A 17,531-nucleotide genomic window follows, 5' to 3' on the forward strand; every position below is an offset into this window, starting at 1 on the left:
TCGGGGCCTTCGTCGTTGGGCCGGGTCTGTGCGAAGACAGTCCGGCCGCATCCACGCGAGAGGCGCAGGTTCCCAGTGCCGGGAATCTGCGCCTCCCGCGTGCTTCTAGCGAGGCGCGGGGGCCTCGAGTTTTGGTGAGTCTGGGAGAGGCGATTCAGGAGGAGGCGGCTCAGTCAGCGGCGATTCGGCGACGGGTGGCTCCGGGATGCCGGGATCCGGGGCCGGCACGAGCGCTGCGGCTGGCATGCGGCTCGCCCAGAGGACCCCGAAGAGCACGATCGCGCCGCCGACGAGCTCGAGCGGGCCGGGCCGCTCCCCCAGCACGAGCCACGCTGTCGAGATGCCGACCACGGGGACGAGCATCGAGAACGGTGCGACGACGCCCGCCGGGTGGCGCTTCATGAGCCACACCCAGATGCCGGAGCCGAGAACCGTGCCGAGCACGATCGTGTAGACGAGCCCAACCCAGGCGGGAACCGCGGCAACAGTCCACGCCGTCGCGAGCGACGCCCAGATCTGTTCCGGCCCCTCCACGAGCAGCGAGACGGCGAGCATGGGGATGGGAGGCACCACGGCCATCCACATCGTCAGGTGCAGGGGCTTCGGCGGTTCGGCGAGTCGGCTCGAGATGTTGCCGATGGCCCAGCCGAACGCGCCGATCACCACGAGCACAAACGGCCACCAGCTTCCGGCGCCACCCCGGGCGACGCCGACCAGCAGCAGGCCGGCGACCGCGACCGCGATGCCGATGACTCGACGCGTCGTGAGCTTCTCGCGGAGGAAGATCGCGCCGAGCAGCACGGTGAACGGCGCCGACATCTGCAGCACGAGCGACGCGAGCCCCGTGGGGAAGCCCGCCGCCATACCGAGGTAGAGCCCGACGAACTGCAGGGTGCCGAAGCCGAGCCCGTACCCGACGAGCCACCGCAGCTTCACGTTCGGGCGCGGGATGAACAGGATCGTCGGGATCGCGAGCAGCCCGAAGCGCAGGGCGATGAGGAAGAACGGCGGGAACTGCTCGAGCGAGGCGTGGATGGCGAGGAAGTTCACGCCCCAGAGGACTGCGACGAGGCAGGCGAGGGCGACATGACGAGGAGGCACGGGATCAGTGTGCGGCGCGCTCACCCTGAAGCACCAGTGATGATCCGTGACCGGTAACTGTAGGCTCCCTACATGGAATTCCGTCACCTCGAGCTGCTCCGTGAGCTGTCGCTGCGGGGCACTCTCGCGGCGGTTGCCGAGGCCACGCACCGTACCCCCTCCGCCCTCTCGCAGCAGCTGAGGACCGCAGAGCGGGAGGTCGGCGCGAGCCTCGTCGAGCCGTTCTCCCGAGGGCTGCGCCTCACCGCTGCCGGGAGGATCCTCGCCGACGGCGCCGACGACGTGGGCCGGGCGCTCGCCGAGGTGCAGGCGAAGCTCGAGGCGAGCCTCGGCGAGCCGAGCGGCACCGTCTCGATCGGCGCGCTCCCGAGCGCCAGCGAGGCGCTTGTCCCCGGCCTGCTCCGCCGCACGGCGGGGTCGGCGATCCAGCTCGACCTCGACGACTTCGACCTCGCCGAGTCCGAGTACGCAGCGCGAACCCTCGACGCCGACATCGTCATCGGGCACAGCCTCACGGGAGACGTCCCGCGCGGGGCAGAGCACCTGCACACGCGAGTCCTCGCCCGGGAGCCGATCGACGTCGCCCTGCCGTCCGAGCATCCGCTGGCGCACCTCGACTACCTCGTCCCTGGCGATCTGCTCGGCACCACCTGGGTGGGTGTGCCCGTCGGTTACCCGTTCGACAGCATCCTGATCGCCGTCGAGAACGCCACGAGCACCAACCTCGATCGAGTGCAGCGGCTCCGCGACAACCGACTCGTTGAAGCGCTCGTCGCGACTGGCACGGGGCTCGCGCTGCTGCCGCGCTTCACGACTCGCCCGCGCCCGGGGGTGGTGCTGCGCCCGCTCGACGGCGTGCGGTCCGTGCGCAGCATCGTCGCCATCGCCCGTCCAGACCGTCAGGCGCGCTTCGCCGTGCGAACCGTCCTCGACCACCTCACCGCCGCGGGCGCCGACCTGGAGGCGGAGTTCGCGGAGGTCGACCCACCGCGTCCCTGACCAGCTCTAGTGATCGGACCCCAAGTGCATGCTGGATGCGGCGACAGAGGTGGCTTTCATCACGCAAGTTGGACAGCAGATCGGGCACGAGCCGTCAGCCGGCGTGCTTCAACGGTCAGCCGGCGCGCTTCGCGGACTCCGCGAAGGCGCGAATCCGGGCGTGGTCCTTGACGCCCGGGCTCGACTCGACCCCGCTCGACACGTCGACGCCCCAGGGCTCCGCCTCGCCGATCGCCTCGGCCACATTCCCCGGGTGCAGGCCGCCTGCCAGCAGCCAGCGCCCCTGAGGGCGACGACGGACGAGCTCCGAGAGGTCCCAGCGCTCGCCAGACCCCGGCTTCGGCGCATCCAGCAGCAGGAGTTCCTCACCGAACGCCCCGACGCGCAGCTCAGGGTCGTCGGCGAGCGAGGTGGCTCGCCAGATCCGCGGGAAGATCGTGCCGGCAGCTCGAACCTCATCGCCCGAGTAGGAGCCGTGCAGCTGCAGCACGTTCGCACCGACCGCTCCCGCGATCTCGGCGGCGTCCGTGGCCGGCATGTCGTGCACGACCAGCACCCGATCGACGCCAGCGGCAACGGAACCGAAGATCTTCCCGGCCTCCTCCGCGGAACGCCTGCGCGGGCTCGTGCGGCTCATCACGATGCCGACCGCGTCGGCTCCGCTCTCGACGGCAACCGCCGCTGACTCGACAGAATCCAGGCCACACACTTTGACGTACACGCGAGCATCATAGGGCGTGGATGCAGGAGAGGTCGCCTCGCTCCTCCGTGAGGTGTCAGCGCTGCGGAGCGCCCGCGGGTGCCGCAACCAGGTCGCGACGCCGCTTGGGCGCGATGAACTCGAGCAGGGAGAAGATCGCGAGCGCGACGAGGGCACCGGCGCCGGCTGCCCCCAGCGCGACGAGCAGGAAGCTCGACACCACTGAGAGGACGACGGAGGCGGACAGGCTCACGATGCTCAGAGCGACGAGGAGCAGGAGGATGGCGGCGGCCAGCACTCCCCAGCGCGTGCGGTTGAGCAGGCGCGGCCGCACGGATCGGACGATGCGCAGCGCGATTCCGACGCCGATGACCATGCCCCAGAAGGCGAACCGCGCGACCGTCTCATGGGTCAGGGTCTCCCCGAAGACGTCGATCATGGCCCTATTCTCGCGGGCCGCGCCGCACCACGCCAGCGAGCGCGGACGCTCCGGCGCGTCGAGCAGCTCAGTCGCGCACTGCGGCCAGTCGGAACCGCCGCTGCGTGACGATGATCGGCCGCGCCGCGTCCAGGCGACGCAGCGTGCTGATGTTGGCGTCGACCTCGAAGCCTGGGACATCCCATGGCACCAGGGCCATGTACTCGACCAGCGCACGTGCATCCGCGAACGTCATCCGCCCAGCCCACTCGTCGGCGAGCTCGATGCGGAGCCCGGCGGCTGCCACCTCGCTGCTCGCGTTCGCCAGCGTCACGTCGTCGTGCAGCGGGTCGCCGCCGAACCACTCTCGGAGCTCGTGCGCTTCCCGTCCGTCAACCTGCTGGGTCAGGAACCGCCCGCCCGGGGCGAGCACACGGGCGACTTCCCCGGCGTCGAAGGACTCGTGGCGGCACACGACGAGGTCCAGCGACGCGTCTTCGAACGGCAGGGAGTCACCCGCCTCGGAGTCGTACCGGTGCACGCCAACACCGAACGGCGCCAGGTTCCGCCTCGCGATCTCGATATTCGGCTCCCACCCCTCGGTTGCCGCGATGGAGAGGGACTCCGCGGCGGCACCGAGGTCGCCGATGAGCTCGATGAGCCGCTCGCCGCCTCCCGTGCCGAGGTCGGCGACCCGCGTGGCAGACGCCATCGCGGCACGGCACTCGGCGGTGAAGTCCCAGTGGGGTTCGTCGGCGGTCATGCGCCCGTCCAGGACGGAGAAGTCCCAGCCGACCATGGCGGCGGCGTGCGCAGCTCGCCATTCCTGCGGGCGGGAGCATTCGTCATCGGTCACAGGGGCACCCTAGCGAGGAGCGCCAGCATCGAGCCAGGAGACCCTCTCGAGGACACCTCGTAGGCTCACGTCATGACCGCTTTCGAACTCGCATCCGCCCGGCCCGTCTCGGAAGGCGAACTCGAGCTCGTCGAAGCCGCCCGATCCACGATCGATGCGACAACGGATGCTGGGCCGGATGAGGACGGCATCCACACGGTAGGGGCTGCCGTGCGCGCGGCGGACGGCCGGGTGCACGTCGGCGTGAACCTGCACCATTTCACGGGCGGACCCTGCGCCGAGCTGGTGGCGCTCGGCTCGGCCCGCGCCGCTGGTGCCCTCGAGCTGACGCACATCGTCGCCGTCGCGAACCACGGCCGCGGGGTCATGAGCCCTTGCGGGCGTGACCGCCAGGTGCTCGCCGACCACTACCCCGACATACGGGTGATCCTGCCCGGGCCCGACGGCCTGATCAGCGTGATCGCACGCGAACTCCTGCCCCTCGCCTACGACCACGCCTCAGCGCAGGTCTAGCCGCCGGTCCCCGTCCAGCCGCCCTGCGACACAATGAGCGGATGGAGATGTCGCGGGAGAACTTCGAGGCCCTGGTCGTCGACGAGCTCGACGAGCTGCCGGACGAGATGGTCGACGGCCTCGACAACGTGATCTTCGTCGTCGAGGACCGGCCCGAGGACGGCTCGCTCGACCTGCTCGGTGTCTACGAGGGATTCGCGCTCACGGATCGCGGTCAGTACGGCTTCGGCGAGCTGCCCGACCGCATCGTGCTGTTCCGCGAACCGCTCCTGTCGATCTGCGACGACGAGGAGACCCTCCGCGACGAGGTGCATACGACGCTCGTGCACGAGATCGCCCACTTCTACGGCATCGACGACGCGCAGCTCCACGAGCTGGGCTGGGCGTAGAGCCTCCCGAGTCGCGCGTCCCCGATACGCTTCCCGGATGCAGCAGACGCCACCAGCCCGCGGGCCCCTCCGGCCAGGACGCCTCCTCTGGGGAATCGTCCTCGTCCTGGCGGCACCAGCTTTCGCACTGTGGATGGCCGTGACCGGTCTGCTCTCGGCGCTTGCTGCCGCGAGCATCACGGTCGACACCGTCGGGCCCATCCCACCGCTCGTCGAGGCCGGGCAGACGCTTCTCTCCGCGTTCGCTTTCTGGGCGATGTTCGTCTCGGCAGGTGCCGGCCTCGTCGTGCTGATCCTGCTCGGGTCGCGGAGCATCCAGGCTGCTCGTCGCACACCAGGCGCGGCCGGTCCGACGTTCGGCTCCGTGCTCTGGGGGTGGGCATTTGCGATCCCCCTCGCGACGGGTGTCGGCGCGCTCGCCGGTCTCCTGCTGCGGCCGGTCGCCGACAGCATCGGCACCGACCTCTCCCTCGACGCCGGTCCCGGCACCAGCATCGACTACGACGATGCCGTCTACGGCCTCATCGTCGGTAGCACCTGGCTGCTCGCAGCGCTGGTGGGGCTGGTCATCGCAGTGATCTTCACCGTGCGCTACGTGCGCGCTCGCCGCCAGCAGAGCTCAGACCAGGCGGGCACCGGCCCGCGCTGACGGCGCCTCGCGACGCCGCAAAAACCCCGTCACGCGCCGGGCGCGGCCTCGATGATGACGTCGGCGAGCAGGAACGGCGCATTGCGTCGCAAATGCTCGCGCTCTTGAGCCGCCCACATCTCCCAGAACTCTTCGAAGACGCCGACATCTGCAGGACGCGAGAGCGCCCGCGGCTTCCGGTGGGCCTCGTCGAGCTCTATCCACACGCTCGTCGTCGCGAGCGGCGCGCTCTCGTGCGACAGCGAACCGCAGCCCTCGACGATGAGCGGCGCGGAGCCGTCGAGGTCCCGCCACGGACCGGGCGCATCCGCCGCCCAATCCCAGCTCTCATAGCCGGGGCGGTGCTGGGATTCCGGCTGCTCGGGACTCAGCATGTCGCGGTGCACCGCCTGCGAGGCGGCAGCGAGGCCACCCCAGCCCGGGTAGGCGTCGTCGAGGGACACCAGCTGCGCGCTCTCGAAGCCGCGCGCCCGAAACTCCGCCAGCAGCTCCCCCGCGAGCGTCGTCTTGCCCGAGCCCGAACCGCCGTCGATGAGCACAACCGGGCGCGACCCGCGGGCGTCCACCAGCACGCGGTCCAGCAGCGCCGCGACCCTGCTCACGCGCTGCCCACGAGCCGGTACGACCCCGCCGCGACGGCCACACCGATGGCCGCGCCGGCGATCACCACCGCCGCAAGCACGAGAACGAGGTCTCGCCAGCCGAGACGTGAGGGGCGAGCCCACGTCCGCGTGATGTCCTCAGCGCCGAAGCCGCGAGCCTCCATGACGGTCGCGAGTGTCCCTGCCCGTCGCAGCGCGAGGGCCAGCAGCGCGAACGCCATCGTCATGAACCGTCGGATGGCACCGGAGTCGCCGAGACCGCGAGCGCGGCGCGCCTGGCTCATCGCCGTCCAGTCGTCGCGGAACACGGCGAAGAGGCGGATGCCCGCGAGCGCCGACACCACGAACCTCGCCGGGAGGTGCGCGACCTGCGCGAGGCCGTCGGCGAGGCGGGTCGGGTCGATGCGGCTCAACGCGACGAGCGTCGGCACGCCGATCGCGAGCACGCGCACGCCGACGGCGATCGCGAGCTGGATGGAGTTGTCGGTGATGTTCGCGTAGAGGAACTGCCCGTAGCTCGCCCCGCCGGGCTTGGCGTACAGCAGCATGCTCGTGGCGGAGACGGGGGCGGCGATGAGGAGGATCCAGCTCGATCGCAGGACCTCCATGGGGCGCACGCCGGCGACGCCGAAGGCGAGGAGCGAGAGCGTCAGCGCGACGGCCGCCGAGACGACGTCGAGCGTCGTCAGCAGGGGTATCGAGTACAGCACCGCCGCCAGGAACGGCGTGACCGGGTTCACGCGGTCGAGGAACCGTCCGCCGACGGGGAGCACCTCGAGCGGCACGCCGTCGGCGTCGACCTGGGGCGACCTTGCCGACCATGCCGGGCGGGAACCCGCCGAGGCGACGCCCGCGCCGCTGCCGCTCATGCTGGCACCTTCTCATTCTTGCGGTCGTGGGCTTCGATGCGGATGCGCTGGTCGCCGAGCACACGCACGAGCTGCTCGTCGTGGGTCACGGAGACCAGCGAGTGCCCCTCGGAGACGAGGCGAGACATGATCGTGACGAGCTCCGTCCAGGTCCTGCGGTCCTGCCCGAAGGTGGGCTCGTCGAAGATGAGCACCCGAGGCGCTGTCGCGAGGACCGTCGCGACGGACAGCCGACGCTGCTCACCGCCGGAGAGCGTGAAGGGGTGCGCTTCCGCGAGGTGCGAGAGGCGCAGCGCCGCGAGCAGCTCGTCGACGCGTTCGCTCGTCTCGCGTCTGCCCCGCCCCACCGCATCCGGTCCCACCTCGAGCTCGCGCCGCACCGTGCCGGCGACGAACTGGTGCTCGGGCTGCTGGAAGACCGTGCCGATCCTCGTCAGCAGCTGACGGGAACGCCAGGCAGAAGGATGCGGGCCGACCGGGCCCGCAGCGCGGAACCTGCCGAGCGCCCAGCCAGCACGTCGACGGTCAGCGTCTTCGCCAGCTTCCCGCAGGGCGCTGCTCGCACGCACGTCGCCCGCGACCGGCTTGAGCAGGCCAGCGAGCGTCAGCGCCAGCGTCGTCTTGCCCGCGCCGTTGGGCCCGAGCACCACCGTCGATTCCCCCGCCCGCAGCGTCGCGCCGAACTGCGTGTGCAGCGGATAGTCGGCACGCCCGAACCCCAGGCCGTCGGCGACGAGCAGGTCCTCGCCCGGGGCGCGCTCGCCCCGGGGAACCGTGGGTTCGTGGCCGCCTATCCACACACCCGCCGCGAGGAGCGACTCCCGCTGCTCCTCCAGGATCACGTCAGGGGCACCGTCTGCGAGCAGGTGCTGCTCAGTGCCGAGCACGACGACCCGGTCGACGCTCGAACGCCACACATCCACCCGATGCTCGATGACGATGAGCGTCGCGCCGGTGACCTCGGCGGCACGCACGACGGCCTCGCGAACCTCCTCGACACCGGCCGGGTCGAGGTTCGCGGTCGGCTCGTCGAGCAGGATGAGGTTCGGCCGCATCGCGAGCACGCCCGCGATCGCGAGGCGCTGGCGCTCACCGCCGGACAGCTGCGCGGTCGAGCGGTCGAGCGGCATCCGCAGCCCGACGGCGTCGAGCGCCTCGCGCACCCGAACCCAGGTCTCGGCGCGCGGCACACCGAGGTTCTCGCAGCCGAAGGCGATGTCGTCGCCGATGCGGGCGAGCACCGTGTTCGCCTGCGGATCCTGCAGGACCAGCCCCACCGCGCCGCGGGCATCCGTCGGATGCCTGCCGTCGACCAGCAGCGAGCCGAGCTCCTGCCCGTCGTCCTCGTGGTCGCCGAGCACCCCGGCAAGAGCCGCCAGGAGCGTCGACTTGCCCGCCCCCGACGGCCCGAGCAGCAGCACAGCTTCTCCGGGCTCGATCGTCAGGTCGAGCTGGCTGACCGCCAGCTTCGCCCGGTCGGCGTGGCGCCAGCCCCACCCCCTCGCCTCGACTCTCGCGCCCACGAGCGCTAGCCGATTCGCTTCGCGCTTCTGCCCGCCGCGAAGCGGTTCAGCGCGCCCGTCGCGGCGAGCGCTCGCGTGAGCAGCCAGCCGACGACTCCCGCCAGCACCGCACCGGAGACCACGACAGCGACCAGGTAGATCGTCAGGAACTCGGGGCCCTTCTCGATGTTCGCGCTGAGGAACAGCTCGAGCACCCACGCGGCGACGGCAGCACCCGCGCCCGCGAGCATCGCGACGCTCAGACCGAAGCGCCTGTAGAGGAACAGCGCGAAGATGAGCTCGGCACCGAGGCCCTGCGCGATACCCGAGTAGACGGTCTCGATCGACCACTGGCTGCCGAGCAGCATGGAGACGCACGCCGCGAGCACCTCGACGAAGAGCGCAGCCCCCGGCTTGCGGATGATGAGCCCGCCCAGCACGCCGCCGAGCAGCCAGATGCCGACCGCTATGCCGCCGATCCCCGGAGTGAACGCATCCATCGCCACGAACCAGGCGTAGCCGACGCTGTTCCAGAAGATGAAGATGAGGCCCGTCGCGACACCGAGAACGGCCGCCGTGACGATGTCGATGACCCGCCAGCGGAAGCGGCTCTTCGGCGCCTTCGCCTGAGCCGGAACCTGCGCTGCCGCAGTCGGAGATGGAGTCGAGGAAGTTGTCATGCTGTGTGCCCTTTCGAGTGAAAGTGCACGGGCGCAGAGCCGTGGGCGACCCTGCTCGGAGATGTGCCTCCCTGCGCTGGCATTACCCAGATCAGGTTTGACGGTCGAAGGCTTGAGCCTTCCTCTCAGCCCGGACTACCGGACTCCCGTGAACACCCCGAGTATAGGCCGTACCGCGGCCGGAGCTACTTCTTGAGCGCCTTGATGAGTCGCGGGAGGGCGTGCCCGACCGTCCACACCAGCGGAATCGACACGACGAGCAGCGTGATGATGTTCGGACGGAAGCTCGTGCCGAACTCGTCATCGACGTACGCGCCGACCGGCACGGCCATCCCGCCGCCACCGCCGCCCGACGAGTTCTCCTGACCCTCCTCAGTGCTCTCACCACCGCCGTAGCCGTACGAGACGAGAGCGACCGGAAGGATCGTGGACTTGCCGAGTTCCACCTTCTCGCCATAGGCGAGTGTGACGCCGAGCTTCTTGACCGAGTCCGTGAGGTTCTGTGTGAGGTTCGTCATGCGGCCAGCGTAGGTCGTCGACATGCCTGCCAACCAGGAGAAGTCCTGTGTGCTTGCGGGCGAGAGCGCTCCCACCCTTTGGTAGCTTTAGTGCCTGCATCCACACGCGATGTTCTTCGATGAAGCAATAGGAGCGTGCATGAAAACGTGGCCCGGAAATGCCTACCCCCTCGGAGCGACGTTCGATGGAAGTGGCACCAACTTCGCGATCTTCAGCGAGGCCGCCCACAAGGTCGAGCTGTGCCTCTTCGATGACGACGGCAACGAGGAGCGGGTGAGGCTCCACGAGCAGGACGCGCACGTCTGGCATGCCTACCTCCCTCACGTGCAGCCAGGCCAGCAGTACGGCTACCGGATGCACGGCGACTACGACCCGATCAACGGAAGCCGCTGCAACCCGGCGAAGCTCCTCCTCGACCCGTACGCGAAGGCGACGACGGGCGACATCGACTGGGACCAGTCGCTCTTCAGCTACAACTTCGGCGACCCCGACTCGTTCAACGACCTCGACTCAGCGCCCCACATGATGAAGGGCGTTGTCATCAACCCCTACTTCGACTGGGCTGGCGACCGTAAGCCCGGCATCCCCTACAACGAGTCCCTCATCTACGAGGCGCACGTCAAGGGCCTCACCGAGCTGCACCCGGACGTGCCGGAGGAGATCCGCGGCACGTACGCCGGCATCGCGCACCCCGCGATCGTGGAGCACCTCAAGCGGCTCGGCGTCACCGCCATCGAGCTCATGCCCGTGCACCAGTTCGTGCAGGACAGCACCCTCATCGAGAAGGGCCTCCGCAACTACTGGGGGTACAACACCATCTCGTTCCTCGCCCCGCACGCCGACTACGCCTCCCAGGGCACGGCAGGCCAGCAGGTGCAGGAGTTCAAGTCGATGGTGCGCACGCTGCACGCCAACAACATCGAGGTCATCCTCGACGTCGTATACAACCACACGGCAGAAGGCAACCACCTCGGCCCGACCCTCAGCTTCCGCGGCATCGACAACGCCGCCTACTACCGGCTCGAGGAAGACGACAAGCGGTACTACACCGACTACACGGGCACCGGCAACTCGCTCAACATGCGCCACCCGCACTCGCTGCAGCTCATCATGGACTCGCTGCGCTACTGGGTCACCGAGATGCACGTCGACGGCTTCCGCTTCGACCTCGCCTCCACCCTCGCCCGCGAGCTCCACGACGTCGACAAGCTGTCCACCTTCTTCGACCTCGTGCAGCAGGACCCGGTGGTCTCGCAGGTGAAGCTCATCGCCGAGCCGTGGGACGTCGGCCCCGGCGGCTACCAGGTCGGCAACTTCCCACCGCAGTGGACAGAGTGGAACGGCAAGTACCGCGACACCGTGCGCGACTTCTGGCGAGGCGAGCCATCGACGCTTGGCGAGTTCGCGAGCCGCATCACCGGATCCGCCGACCTCTACGAGCACTCCGGACGCCGCCCCTTCGCCTCCATCAACTTCGTCACGGCCCACGACGGCTTCACGCTGAGAGACCTCGTCTCCTACAACGAGAAGCACAACGACGCCAACGGCGAGAACGGGAACGACGGCGAGAGCCACAACCGCTCCTACAACCTCGGCGTCGAGGGCCCGACCGATGACCCCGAGATCAACGCCATGCGCGCCCGGCAGCAGCGCAACATCATCGCGACGATGCTGCTCAGCCAGGGCGTGCCCATGCTCCTCCACGGCGACGAGCTGGGGCGCACCCAGAACGGCAACAACAACACGTACGCGCAGGACAGCGAGATCAGCTGGGTGCACTGGGAGAACGCCGACGAGCCGCTCGTCGAGTTCACGCGGGCCGTCGCGCAGCTGCGCGCCGACCACCCGACGTTCCGTCGACGCCGCTTCTTCAACGGCCGCGTCGAGGAGCGCGCCGAAGGATCCGCGCTGCCCGACATCGTGTGGCTCTCGACCGACGGCACGCAGATGGCATCCGAAGACTGGAACGCGGAGTTCGTGAAGTCGATGGGCATGTTCCTCAACGGCAACGCCATCGCCGGGCGCGACGAGCGGGGCGAGGAGATCACCGATGTGAGCTTCATGGTCTACTTCAACGCCAGCGAGACAGTCGTCGAGGCGACCATCCCGAGCGTCGAGATCACCTCCCACTGGGACATCGTCATCGACACCTCCGGCATGCACACCGACCTCGAGGCCGTCGAGCCGGGAGCAACCATCCCGCTCGAGCCGCGCTCGCTCGTCGTCCTGCGCGAAGCGGAGCTCAACGAGAAGCCAGACCATTCAGTTGCCGCTTCCGTCGCCGCGATGACAACCCCCATCCCCATCATCACGCGGCCGCCCCTCGGCAGCTGACCCAGCCAGAGCCATCTCAGAAGCACCTCGCGCCACGGAGACCATGATGCGGATCCCATCCAGCACGTACCGATTCCAACTGACGTCGGAGTTCGACCTCGACGCCGCCACCGAGCAGCTTCCCTACCTGGAGCGGCTCGGCGTGGGATGGGTGTACCTCTCGCCCATCCTCCAGGCGACCCCAGGCAGCACGCACGGCTACGACGTCGTCGACCCCTCGAAGGTCGACGACGAACGTGGCGGGCGCGAGGGGCTCGAGCGGTTCTCCGCGAAGGCCCGCGAGCTGGGCCTCGGCGTGCTCGTCGACATCGTCCCGAACCACATGGGAGTCGGAACACCACGTGACAACCCGTGGTGGTGGGATGTGCTCAAGCACGGCCAGCAGGCCGCCCACGCAGAGTCCTTCGACATCGACTGGGAGGCGGGCGGCGGCAAGCTCCTCATCCCCACGGTCGGCGACGACGACATGCCCAGGGAGCGAGGCGACGCGATCGCCAACGTGACCGTCGACACCGAGGCCGGCGTGCTGCGCTACCACTCCACCGAGTACCCGCTCGCGGAAGGCTCGGCACCCGAAGGCGCATCGGTGCGGGAAGTGCTCGACAACCAGCACTACCAGCTCATCCACTGGCGCCAAGGCGACAGCCGCCTCAACTACCGCCGCTTCTTCACCATCACCTCGCTCGCGGGCATCCGCGTCGAAGACGAGCACGTGTTCGAGGAAGCCCACGCGGAGATCCTCGACTGGATGCGTCACCGCCTCGTCGACGGGCTCCGGATCGACCACCCGGACGGACTCCGCGACCCGGGCGGCTACCTGCGCCACCTCGCCGACCGAACGCGCGGAGCGTATGTGCTCGTCGAGAAGATCCTCGAGGGCGACGAGGCACTGCCCGCCGATTGGCGCACGGCAGGAACGACCGGCTACGACGCGCTCGGCCAGATCGACCGGGTCCTCGTCGACGCCGACGCCGAAGAACCGCTCGACGAGCTCGCGGCGGGAGCGGACGGCGACCCGGTCGACTGGGAGCAGCTCATCCACGAGGCGAAGCGCGCCGTGGCCGACGTGTCCCTGAACGCCGAGATCCGCCGCATCGCACGGGAACTGCGCGCGACGGGCCTCGAGGACGACCTCATCGAGGACTCCGTCGCCGAGATCGCCGCCCACTTCAGCGTGTACCGCAGCTACCTTCCGACGGGTGCGAACCACCTCACCGACGCGGCCAAGGCCGCCACCGAGCAGCGACCGGACCTCGCGGCGTCGATCGCCCGCGTCCTGCCGTTCCTCGAGGCACCAGAAGCCGAGGCCGCGCTGCGCCTGCAGCAGACCACCGGCATGATCATGGCGAAGGCCGTCGAAGACCGCTCGTTCTACCGCTACGCACGCCTCACCTCACTCAACGAGGTCGGCGGCGACCCCAACGTCTTCTCCATCACCCCGGAGCGGTTCCACGAGCTCCAGAGCGCACGGGCCCGCGACTGGCCAGACGCCATGACCACGCTGTCGACCCACGACACGAAGCGCGGCGAGGACACTCGCGCCCGCATAACCGCCCTCAGCGAGGTCCCCGAGTTCTGGGCGGAGAGCGTCGCCGAGCTCCAGAATGTGGCCCCCATCGACGACAACGCGTTCGCGCAGCTTACCTGGCAAGCGATCGTCGGCGCGTGGCCCGCATCTCGCGAGCGCCTCACCGACTACCTCGAGAAGGCTGCACGCGAAGCCGACCTGCACACGAGCTGGACCAACCCGAACGAGACGTTCGAGGGGCAGCTGCACGCGGCCGTCGACGCCGTCTTCGACAACCCCGTCGCGTCGAACGTCGTCCAGAACGTCGTCGCCGAGACGCAGGAGGCGGGCTGGTCGAACTCGCTGACCGCGAAGATCGTGCAGCTCACGATGCCGGGTATCCCCGACGTCTACCAGGGCACGGAGCTCTGGACGCGCACGCTCGTCGACCCAGACAACCGGCAGAGTGTCGACTACTCGTCGCGCACCGCGGCGCTCGACGCGATCCTGCACGGAGCGGTCCCCGCGATCGACGACTCCGGTGCTGCGAAGCTCCTCGTGACCGCGGCCTGCCTGCGCCTGCGCCGCAGCCGACCGGAGCTCTTCACCGAGTACGAGGGCATCACCGCCGACGGCCCAGCGGCAGAGCACGCGCTCGCGTTCTCGCGGGGCGGGGCCATCACGATCGGCACGCGCCTTCCCATCGGCCTCGAGCAAGGCGGCGGATGGATCGGCACGACCATCCCCCTCCCCGAGGGCGAATGGATCGACCAGCTCACCGCCGCGGTCTTCACGGGTGGCAAGGACGTCCCGCTCGCCGCCCTCCTGCAGCAGTACCCCGTGGCGCTGCTCGCAAGGTCCTAGCCGGCACCCGCATCCACACCACCTCGCTTCCCACCAAGGAGTTCTCTGTGCGCGATTCCCGCTTCGATGTCTGGGCACCACACGCCGAGACGCTAGCCCTGCACGTCGACGGCACCGAGCTGCCGATGCGGCGCACCGACGGCGACTGGTGGGTACCGGACACGGAGCTCGAGCTCGACGAGGACACCCACGACTACGGGTACCTCGTCAACGGCGACCCGACCCCCATCCCGGACCCTCGCTCGCGGTGGCAGCCGGACGGCGTGCACGGCCTCTCGCGCACCTTCGACGCCGACCGGCACCCGTGGGTGGACGGCGACTGGACCGGCCGCCCGCTGGCGGGGTCCGTCATCATCGAGGTGCACATCGGCACCTTCACGCCCGAGGGCACGCTCGACTCGGCGGTCGATCGCCTGGATCACCTGCAGCAGCTCGGGGTCGACTTCGTCGAGGTCATGCCCGTCAACGCTTTCAGCGGCACCCACGGCTGGGGCTACGACGGCGTCGACTGGTTCGCCGTCCATGAGGGCTACGGCGGACCAGCCGCCTACCAGCGCTTCGTCGAGGCCTGCCACGAGCGTGGCATCGGCGTCATCCAGGACGTCGTCTACAACCACCTCGGCCCTTCCGGCAACTACCTGGGCAAGTTCGGGCCGTACCTCTCCGATCACCACGCCACGGCGTGGGGCGACACCGTCAACCTCGACGGGGAGAACTCCGACGAGGTTCGCGCCTTCATCCGCGCCAACGTGGCCATGTGGCTGCGCGACTTCCACGTCGACGGGCTCCGGCTCGACGCCGTCCACGCCCTCATCGACGACCGGGCCGTGCACATCCTCGAGGAGCTGGCCCTGGACGTCGACGAGCTCGAAGCGCACCTCGGTCGCCCGCTGACCCTCATCGCCGAGTCCGACCTCAACAACCCACGCCTCATCACGTCAGACGAGGCAGGCGGCTACGGACTCGACGCCCAGTGGTCGGACGACTTCCACCACGCCGTGCACGTCAACCTGACCGGGGAGACCAGCGGCTACTACGCCGACTTCGAGGGTCTCGATGCCCTCGCGAAGGTGCTCGAGAAGGGGTTCTTCCACGACGGCACGCTGTCGAGCTTCCGAGGTCGCCATCACGGTCGCCCCCTTCCGGCTCGCACGCGCGCCTGGCGGCTCGTCGTCTCGTCGCAGAATCACGACCAGATCGGCAACCGGGCCATCGGCGACCGCCTCACGGCGACGCTCTCCCCCGGCCAGCTGGCCATCGCGGCCACGCTCGAGCTGACCGCGCCCTTCACACCCATGCTCTTCATGGGCGAGGAGTGGGGCGCCACGACCCCCTTCCAGTTCTTCTCCTCCCACCCGGAGCCGGAGCTGGCGAAGGCGACAACCGAGGGGCGCATCGGCGAGTTCGCGCGCATGGGCTGGGACGCCGCCGTCGTTCCGAACCCGCAAGACGTCGCGACGTTCGAGCGGTCGAAGCTCGACTGGAGCGAGCTCGAGAAGCCGGAGCACGCCCAGCTCCTCGAGACCTACCGCGAGCTCATCGCACTCCGCAGGCGGGAAGCGGACATCACCACGCCCTGGATCGATGCGAGCAGCGTCGAGGCGTCACAGGAAGACGGCACGCTGGTCATCACGCGTGGCGGTCTTGTCATCGCCGTGAACTTCTCGGCAGACGAGCGGGACCTGCGAGTCGACCGAGCCACCGAGGTGCTCTTCTCCACGGACGCACGGGCCACGCTCGGCCAGAGCTCCGGCACCGTCACGGGCGCACCGGTGGGCGCGTCCGCCGTCCCGCTCCGCCTCCCAGCTGAGAGCGCCGCCGTCATCCGCGTCAGCTAGTTCCCGCCCGACTGCGCGGAGGTCCGGGCGGGAACGCCGCTCCGCGAGCCCGGGGCGCCGCAGAGTCGGCGGCGGCCCGCGCTGACCAACATCAGTGCACATTCGGACGCAGCCGACCAGAAACCGCAGCAATCGCCGGAATCTGCACTGAAGTTGGACACAGTGACCGCGAACCGAGCCCGGAACCGGGGCGGGGAAGGCCGGAGCGGGGCGGTGTTCTCGTGGTCATCGCAGTGCCTCGGCGTACCCTGTCGCGCATGTGCAGAAACATCACAGAGCTGCGCGGGCTCGAACCAGCCGCGAACGACAACGAGATCGAAGCCGCCGCCCGCCAGTACGTGCGCAAGGTCTCCGGCATCACGCACCCGACAGCGCGCACACGCGAGGCCTTCGAGAAGGCGGTCCGCGAGATCGCGCACATCACCGAGCACCTCCTCGAGGACCTCCCGGAACGGCGCCAGCCGCCGAAGACCGTGCCGCCGCTGCGTCGCCCAGAGGTGCAAGCCCGCATCTCGGCCCGGGAAGCGGGCGGGGCAAGCAGTGCCACCACGACAAGCGGCGCAAAGGCGGCGTCCTAGGCGCGCACACCCGACGGGCCTGCCGTCTCAGTGCTGGTTCGGGGCCTCATCCTGCTTGCGATTCGCGCGTTCGCTGATGCCGACCGTGCCGTCGCTGCGTTCCCCGCGGCCGAGCAGCGACGCCGGTCGAAGCGCGAACTTCCCGAAGCGGGCGACCGCCTGGTCGACGGCGCGCTCCGCCGCCTCCCAGTCGTCGTCTTCCTCCGCCCCGAAGAGCGACAGCTGCCCCGAGCTCCCTGCCTCCACGAGCCGCTCAGCACGCACGCCGATGAGGCGCACCGGCCTGGGCGGCACGAGAGCCGCGCGCAGCATCTCCCGCGCGGCGAGGTAGAGCGAGTGGCCGACATCGCTGGGCTCGGCGAGCGTGTGCGAGCGCGTGATCGTCGAGAAATCGGACCAGCGCAGCTTGATGCCGACCTGGCGCGCCTGCAGCCCCGCACGACGCAGGCGCGTCGCCACCGCATCCGCCTGAGCCCGCACCTCGCGCTCCAGGAAGACGAAGTCGGTCACGTCCTCCAGGAAAGTCTGCTCGTGGCTGATCGACTTCTCACGGCTCGCCTCCTCGACTCCCCGCTCGTCCCTCCCCCACGCGAGTGCGTGCAGCTTGCCCGCC

At 69.6% G+C, this 17,531-nt stretch carries 18 protein-coding genes and 1 riboswitch; of the genes, 8 read left to right on the plus strand and 10 right to left on the minus strand.

Annotated features, from left to right (window positions below; translation table 11 throughout):
• Window positions 1–105: 105 nt before the first annotated feature.
• Window positions 106–1,101 (minus strand): EamA family transporter, encoded by a 996-nt coding sequence (locus tag GV007_RS00910; protein ID WP_160070608.1) that lies wholly within the window; start codon window positions 1,099–1,101, stop codon window positions 106–108.
• A gap of 72 nt (window positions 1,102–1,173) precedes the next feature.
• On the opposite strand from GV007_RS00910, the gene GV007_RS00915 reads away from it, so the two are divergent.
• Window positions 1,174–2,100, plus strand: coding sequence for a LysR family transcriptional regulator (locus GV007_RS00915; protein WP_160070609.1), 927 nt, complete (start codon window positions 1,174–1,176; stop codon window positions 2,098–2,100).
• A gap of 115 nt (window positions 2,101–2,215) precedes the next feature.
• Here the strand turns inward: GV007_RS00915 and GV007_RS00920 are convergent, their stop codons facing one another.
• The 3 genes from GV007_RS00920 to GV007_RS00930 all read right to left on the minus strand — a co-directional run bounded on the left by GV007_RS00920 (window position 2,216) and on the right by GV007_RS00930 (window position 4,074).
• Window positions 2,216–2,821 carry a phosphoribosylanthranilate isomerase gene (locus tag GV007_RS00920; protein ID WP_160070610.1) on the minus strand — a complete coding sequence of 202 codons (606 nt, stop codon included), beginning with the start codon at window positions 2,819–2,821 and terminating at the stop codon, window positions 2,216–2,218.
• 55 nt (window positions 2,822–2,876) lie between these two features.
• Window positions 2,877–3,239 carry a hypothetical protein gene (locus tag GV007_RS00925; protein ID WP_160070611.1) on the minus strand — a complete coding sequence of 121 codons (363 nt, stop codon included), beginning with the start codon at window positions 3,237–3,239 and terminating at the stop codon, window positions 2,877–2,879.
• A gap of 67 nt (window positions 3,240–3,306) precedes the next feature.
• Window positions 3,307–4,074, minus strand: coding sequence for a class I SAM-dependent methyltransferase (locus GV007_RS00930; protein ID WP_236558226.1), 768 nt, complete (start codon window positions 4,072–4,074; stop codon window positions 3,307–3,309).
• A 72-nt stretch (window positions 4,075–4,146) separates the two neighbouring features.
• Between GV007_RS00930 and GV007_RS00935 the strand changes: the two genes are divergently transcribed.
• From GV007_RS00935 to GV007_RS00945, 3 genes are read left to right on the plus strand one after another with little or no spacing between them, the layout of a single operon-like run.
• Entirely contained in the window at window positions 4,147–4,587 is a 441-nt protein-coding gene (locus GV007_RS00935; protein WP_104240723.1) for a cytidine deaminase family protein, read from the plus strand.
• Window positions 4,588–4,628: 41 nt separating this feature from the next.
• Window positions 4,629–4,976, plus strand: coding sequence for a metallopeptidase family protein (locus tag GV007_RS00940; protein ID WP_104240722.1), 348 nt, complete (start codon window positions 4,629–4,631; stop codon window positions 4,974–4,976).
• A 37-nt stretch (window positions 4,977–5,013) separates the two neighbouring features.
• Window positions 5,014–5,625, plus strand: coding sequence for a hypothetical protein (locus GV007_RS00945; protein ID WP_160070612.1), 612 nt, complete (start codon window positions 5,014–5,016; stop codon window positions 5,623–5,625).
• Window positions 5,626–5,654: 29 nt separating this feature from the next.
• On the opposite strand, the gene GV007_RS00950 is transcribed toward GV007_RS00945, so the two are convergent.
• The 5 genes from GV007_RS00950 to GV007_RS00970 form a co-directional block, all read right to left on the minus strand.
• Complete coding sequence (locus tag GV007_RS00950) at window positions 5,655–6,227, minus strand: ATP-binding protein (RefSeq protein WP_236558227.1); 573 nt, start codon at window positions 6,225–6,227, stop codon at window positions 5,655–5,657.
• On the minus strand, window positions 6,224–7,096 hold the full coding sequence (locus GV007_RS00955; RefSeq protein ID WP_160070613.1) for an energy-coupling factor transporter transmembrane component T family protein: 873 nt from the start codon (window positions 7,094–7,096) through the stop codon (window positions 6,224–6,226). Before GV007_RS00955 ends, GV007_RS00950 begins: the two co-directional genes overlap by 4 nt.
• Window positions 7,093–8,619, minus strand: a complete 1,527-nt coding sequence (locus GV007_RS00960; protein ID WP_160070614.1) for an ABC transporter ATP-binding protein — start codon at window positions 8,617–8,619, stop codon at window positions 7,093–7,095. Before GV007_RS00960 ends, GV007_RS00955 begins: the two co-directional genes overlap by 4 nt.
• Before the next feature lie 5 nt (window positions 8,620–8,624).
• Window positions 8,625–9,278, minus strand: a complete 654-nt coding sequence (locus GV007_RS00965; RefSeq protein WP_160070615.1) for an ECF transporter S component — start codon at window positions 9,276–9,278, stop codon at window positions 8,625–8,627.
• 50 nt (window positions 9,279–9,328) lie between these two features.
• Window positions 9,329–9,438, minus strand: a riboswitch (TPP riboswitch).
• A 25-nt stretch (window positions 9,439–9,463) separates the two neighbouring features.
• On the minus strand, window positions 9,464–9,796 hold the full coding sequence (locus GV007_RS00970; RefSeq protein WP_104298986.1) for a hypothetical protein: 333 nt from the start codon (window positions 9,794–9,796) through the stop codon (window positions 9,464–9,466).
• Between the two features lie 139 nt (window positions 9,797–9,935).
• Here GV007_RS00970 and glgX point away from each other — a divergent pair, with 139 nt between their 5' ends.
• From glgX to GV007_RS00990, 4 genes are all read left to right on the plus strand, one after another.
• Window positions 9,936–12,131: a glycogen debranching protein GlgX gene (glgX, locus tag GV007_RS00975; protein ID WP_160070616.1), complete on the plus strand. Its 2,196-nt coding sequence runs from the start codon at window positions 9,936–9,938 to the stop codon at window positions 12,129–12,131.
• A gap of 46 nt (window positions 12,132–12,177) precedes the next feature.
• The gene (gene treY / locus GV007_RS00980; protein ID WP_160070617.1) at window positions 12,178–14,502 is read left to right on the plus strand and encodes a malto-oligosyltrehalose synthase; all 2,325 of its coding nucleotides are present in this window, start codon (window positions 12,178–12,180) and stop codon (window positions 14,500–14,502) included.
• A gap of 47 nt (window positions 14,503–14,549) precedes the next feature.
• Window positions 14,550–16,340, plus strand: coding sequence for a malto-oligosyltrehalose trehalohydrolase (treZ, locus tag GV007_RS00985; RefSeq protein WP_160070618.1), 1,791 nt, complete (start codon window positions 14,550–14,552; stop codon window positions 16,338–16,340).
• Window positions 16,341–16,597: 257 nt separating this feature from the next.
• Complete coding sequence (locus GV007_RS00990) at window positions 16,598–16,918, plus strand: DUF2277 domain-containing protein (RefSeq protein ID WP_160070619.1); 321 nt, start codon at window positions 16,598–16,600, stop codon at window positions 16,916–16,918.
• A gap of 27 nt (window positions 16,919–16,945) precedes the next feature.
• On the opposite strand, the gene GV007_RS00995 is transcribed toward GV007_RS00990, so the two are convergent.
• A partial coding sequence (locus GV007_RS00995) for a DinB/UmuC family translesion DNA polymerase (protein WP_442960367.1) occupies window positions 16,946–17,531 on the minus strand: 586 nt, incomplete at its 5' end.

The sequence above is a fragment of the Pseudoclavibacter sp. 8L genome (assembly GCF_902506465.1).
GTDB lineage: Bacteria > Actinomycetota > Actinomycetes > Actinomycetales > Microbacteriaceae > Pseudoclavibacter.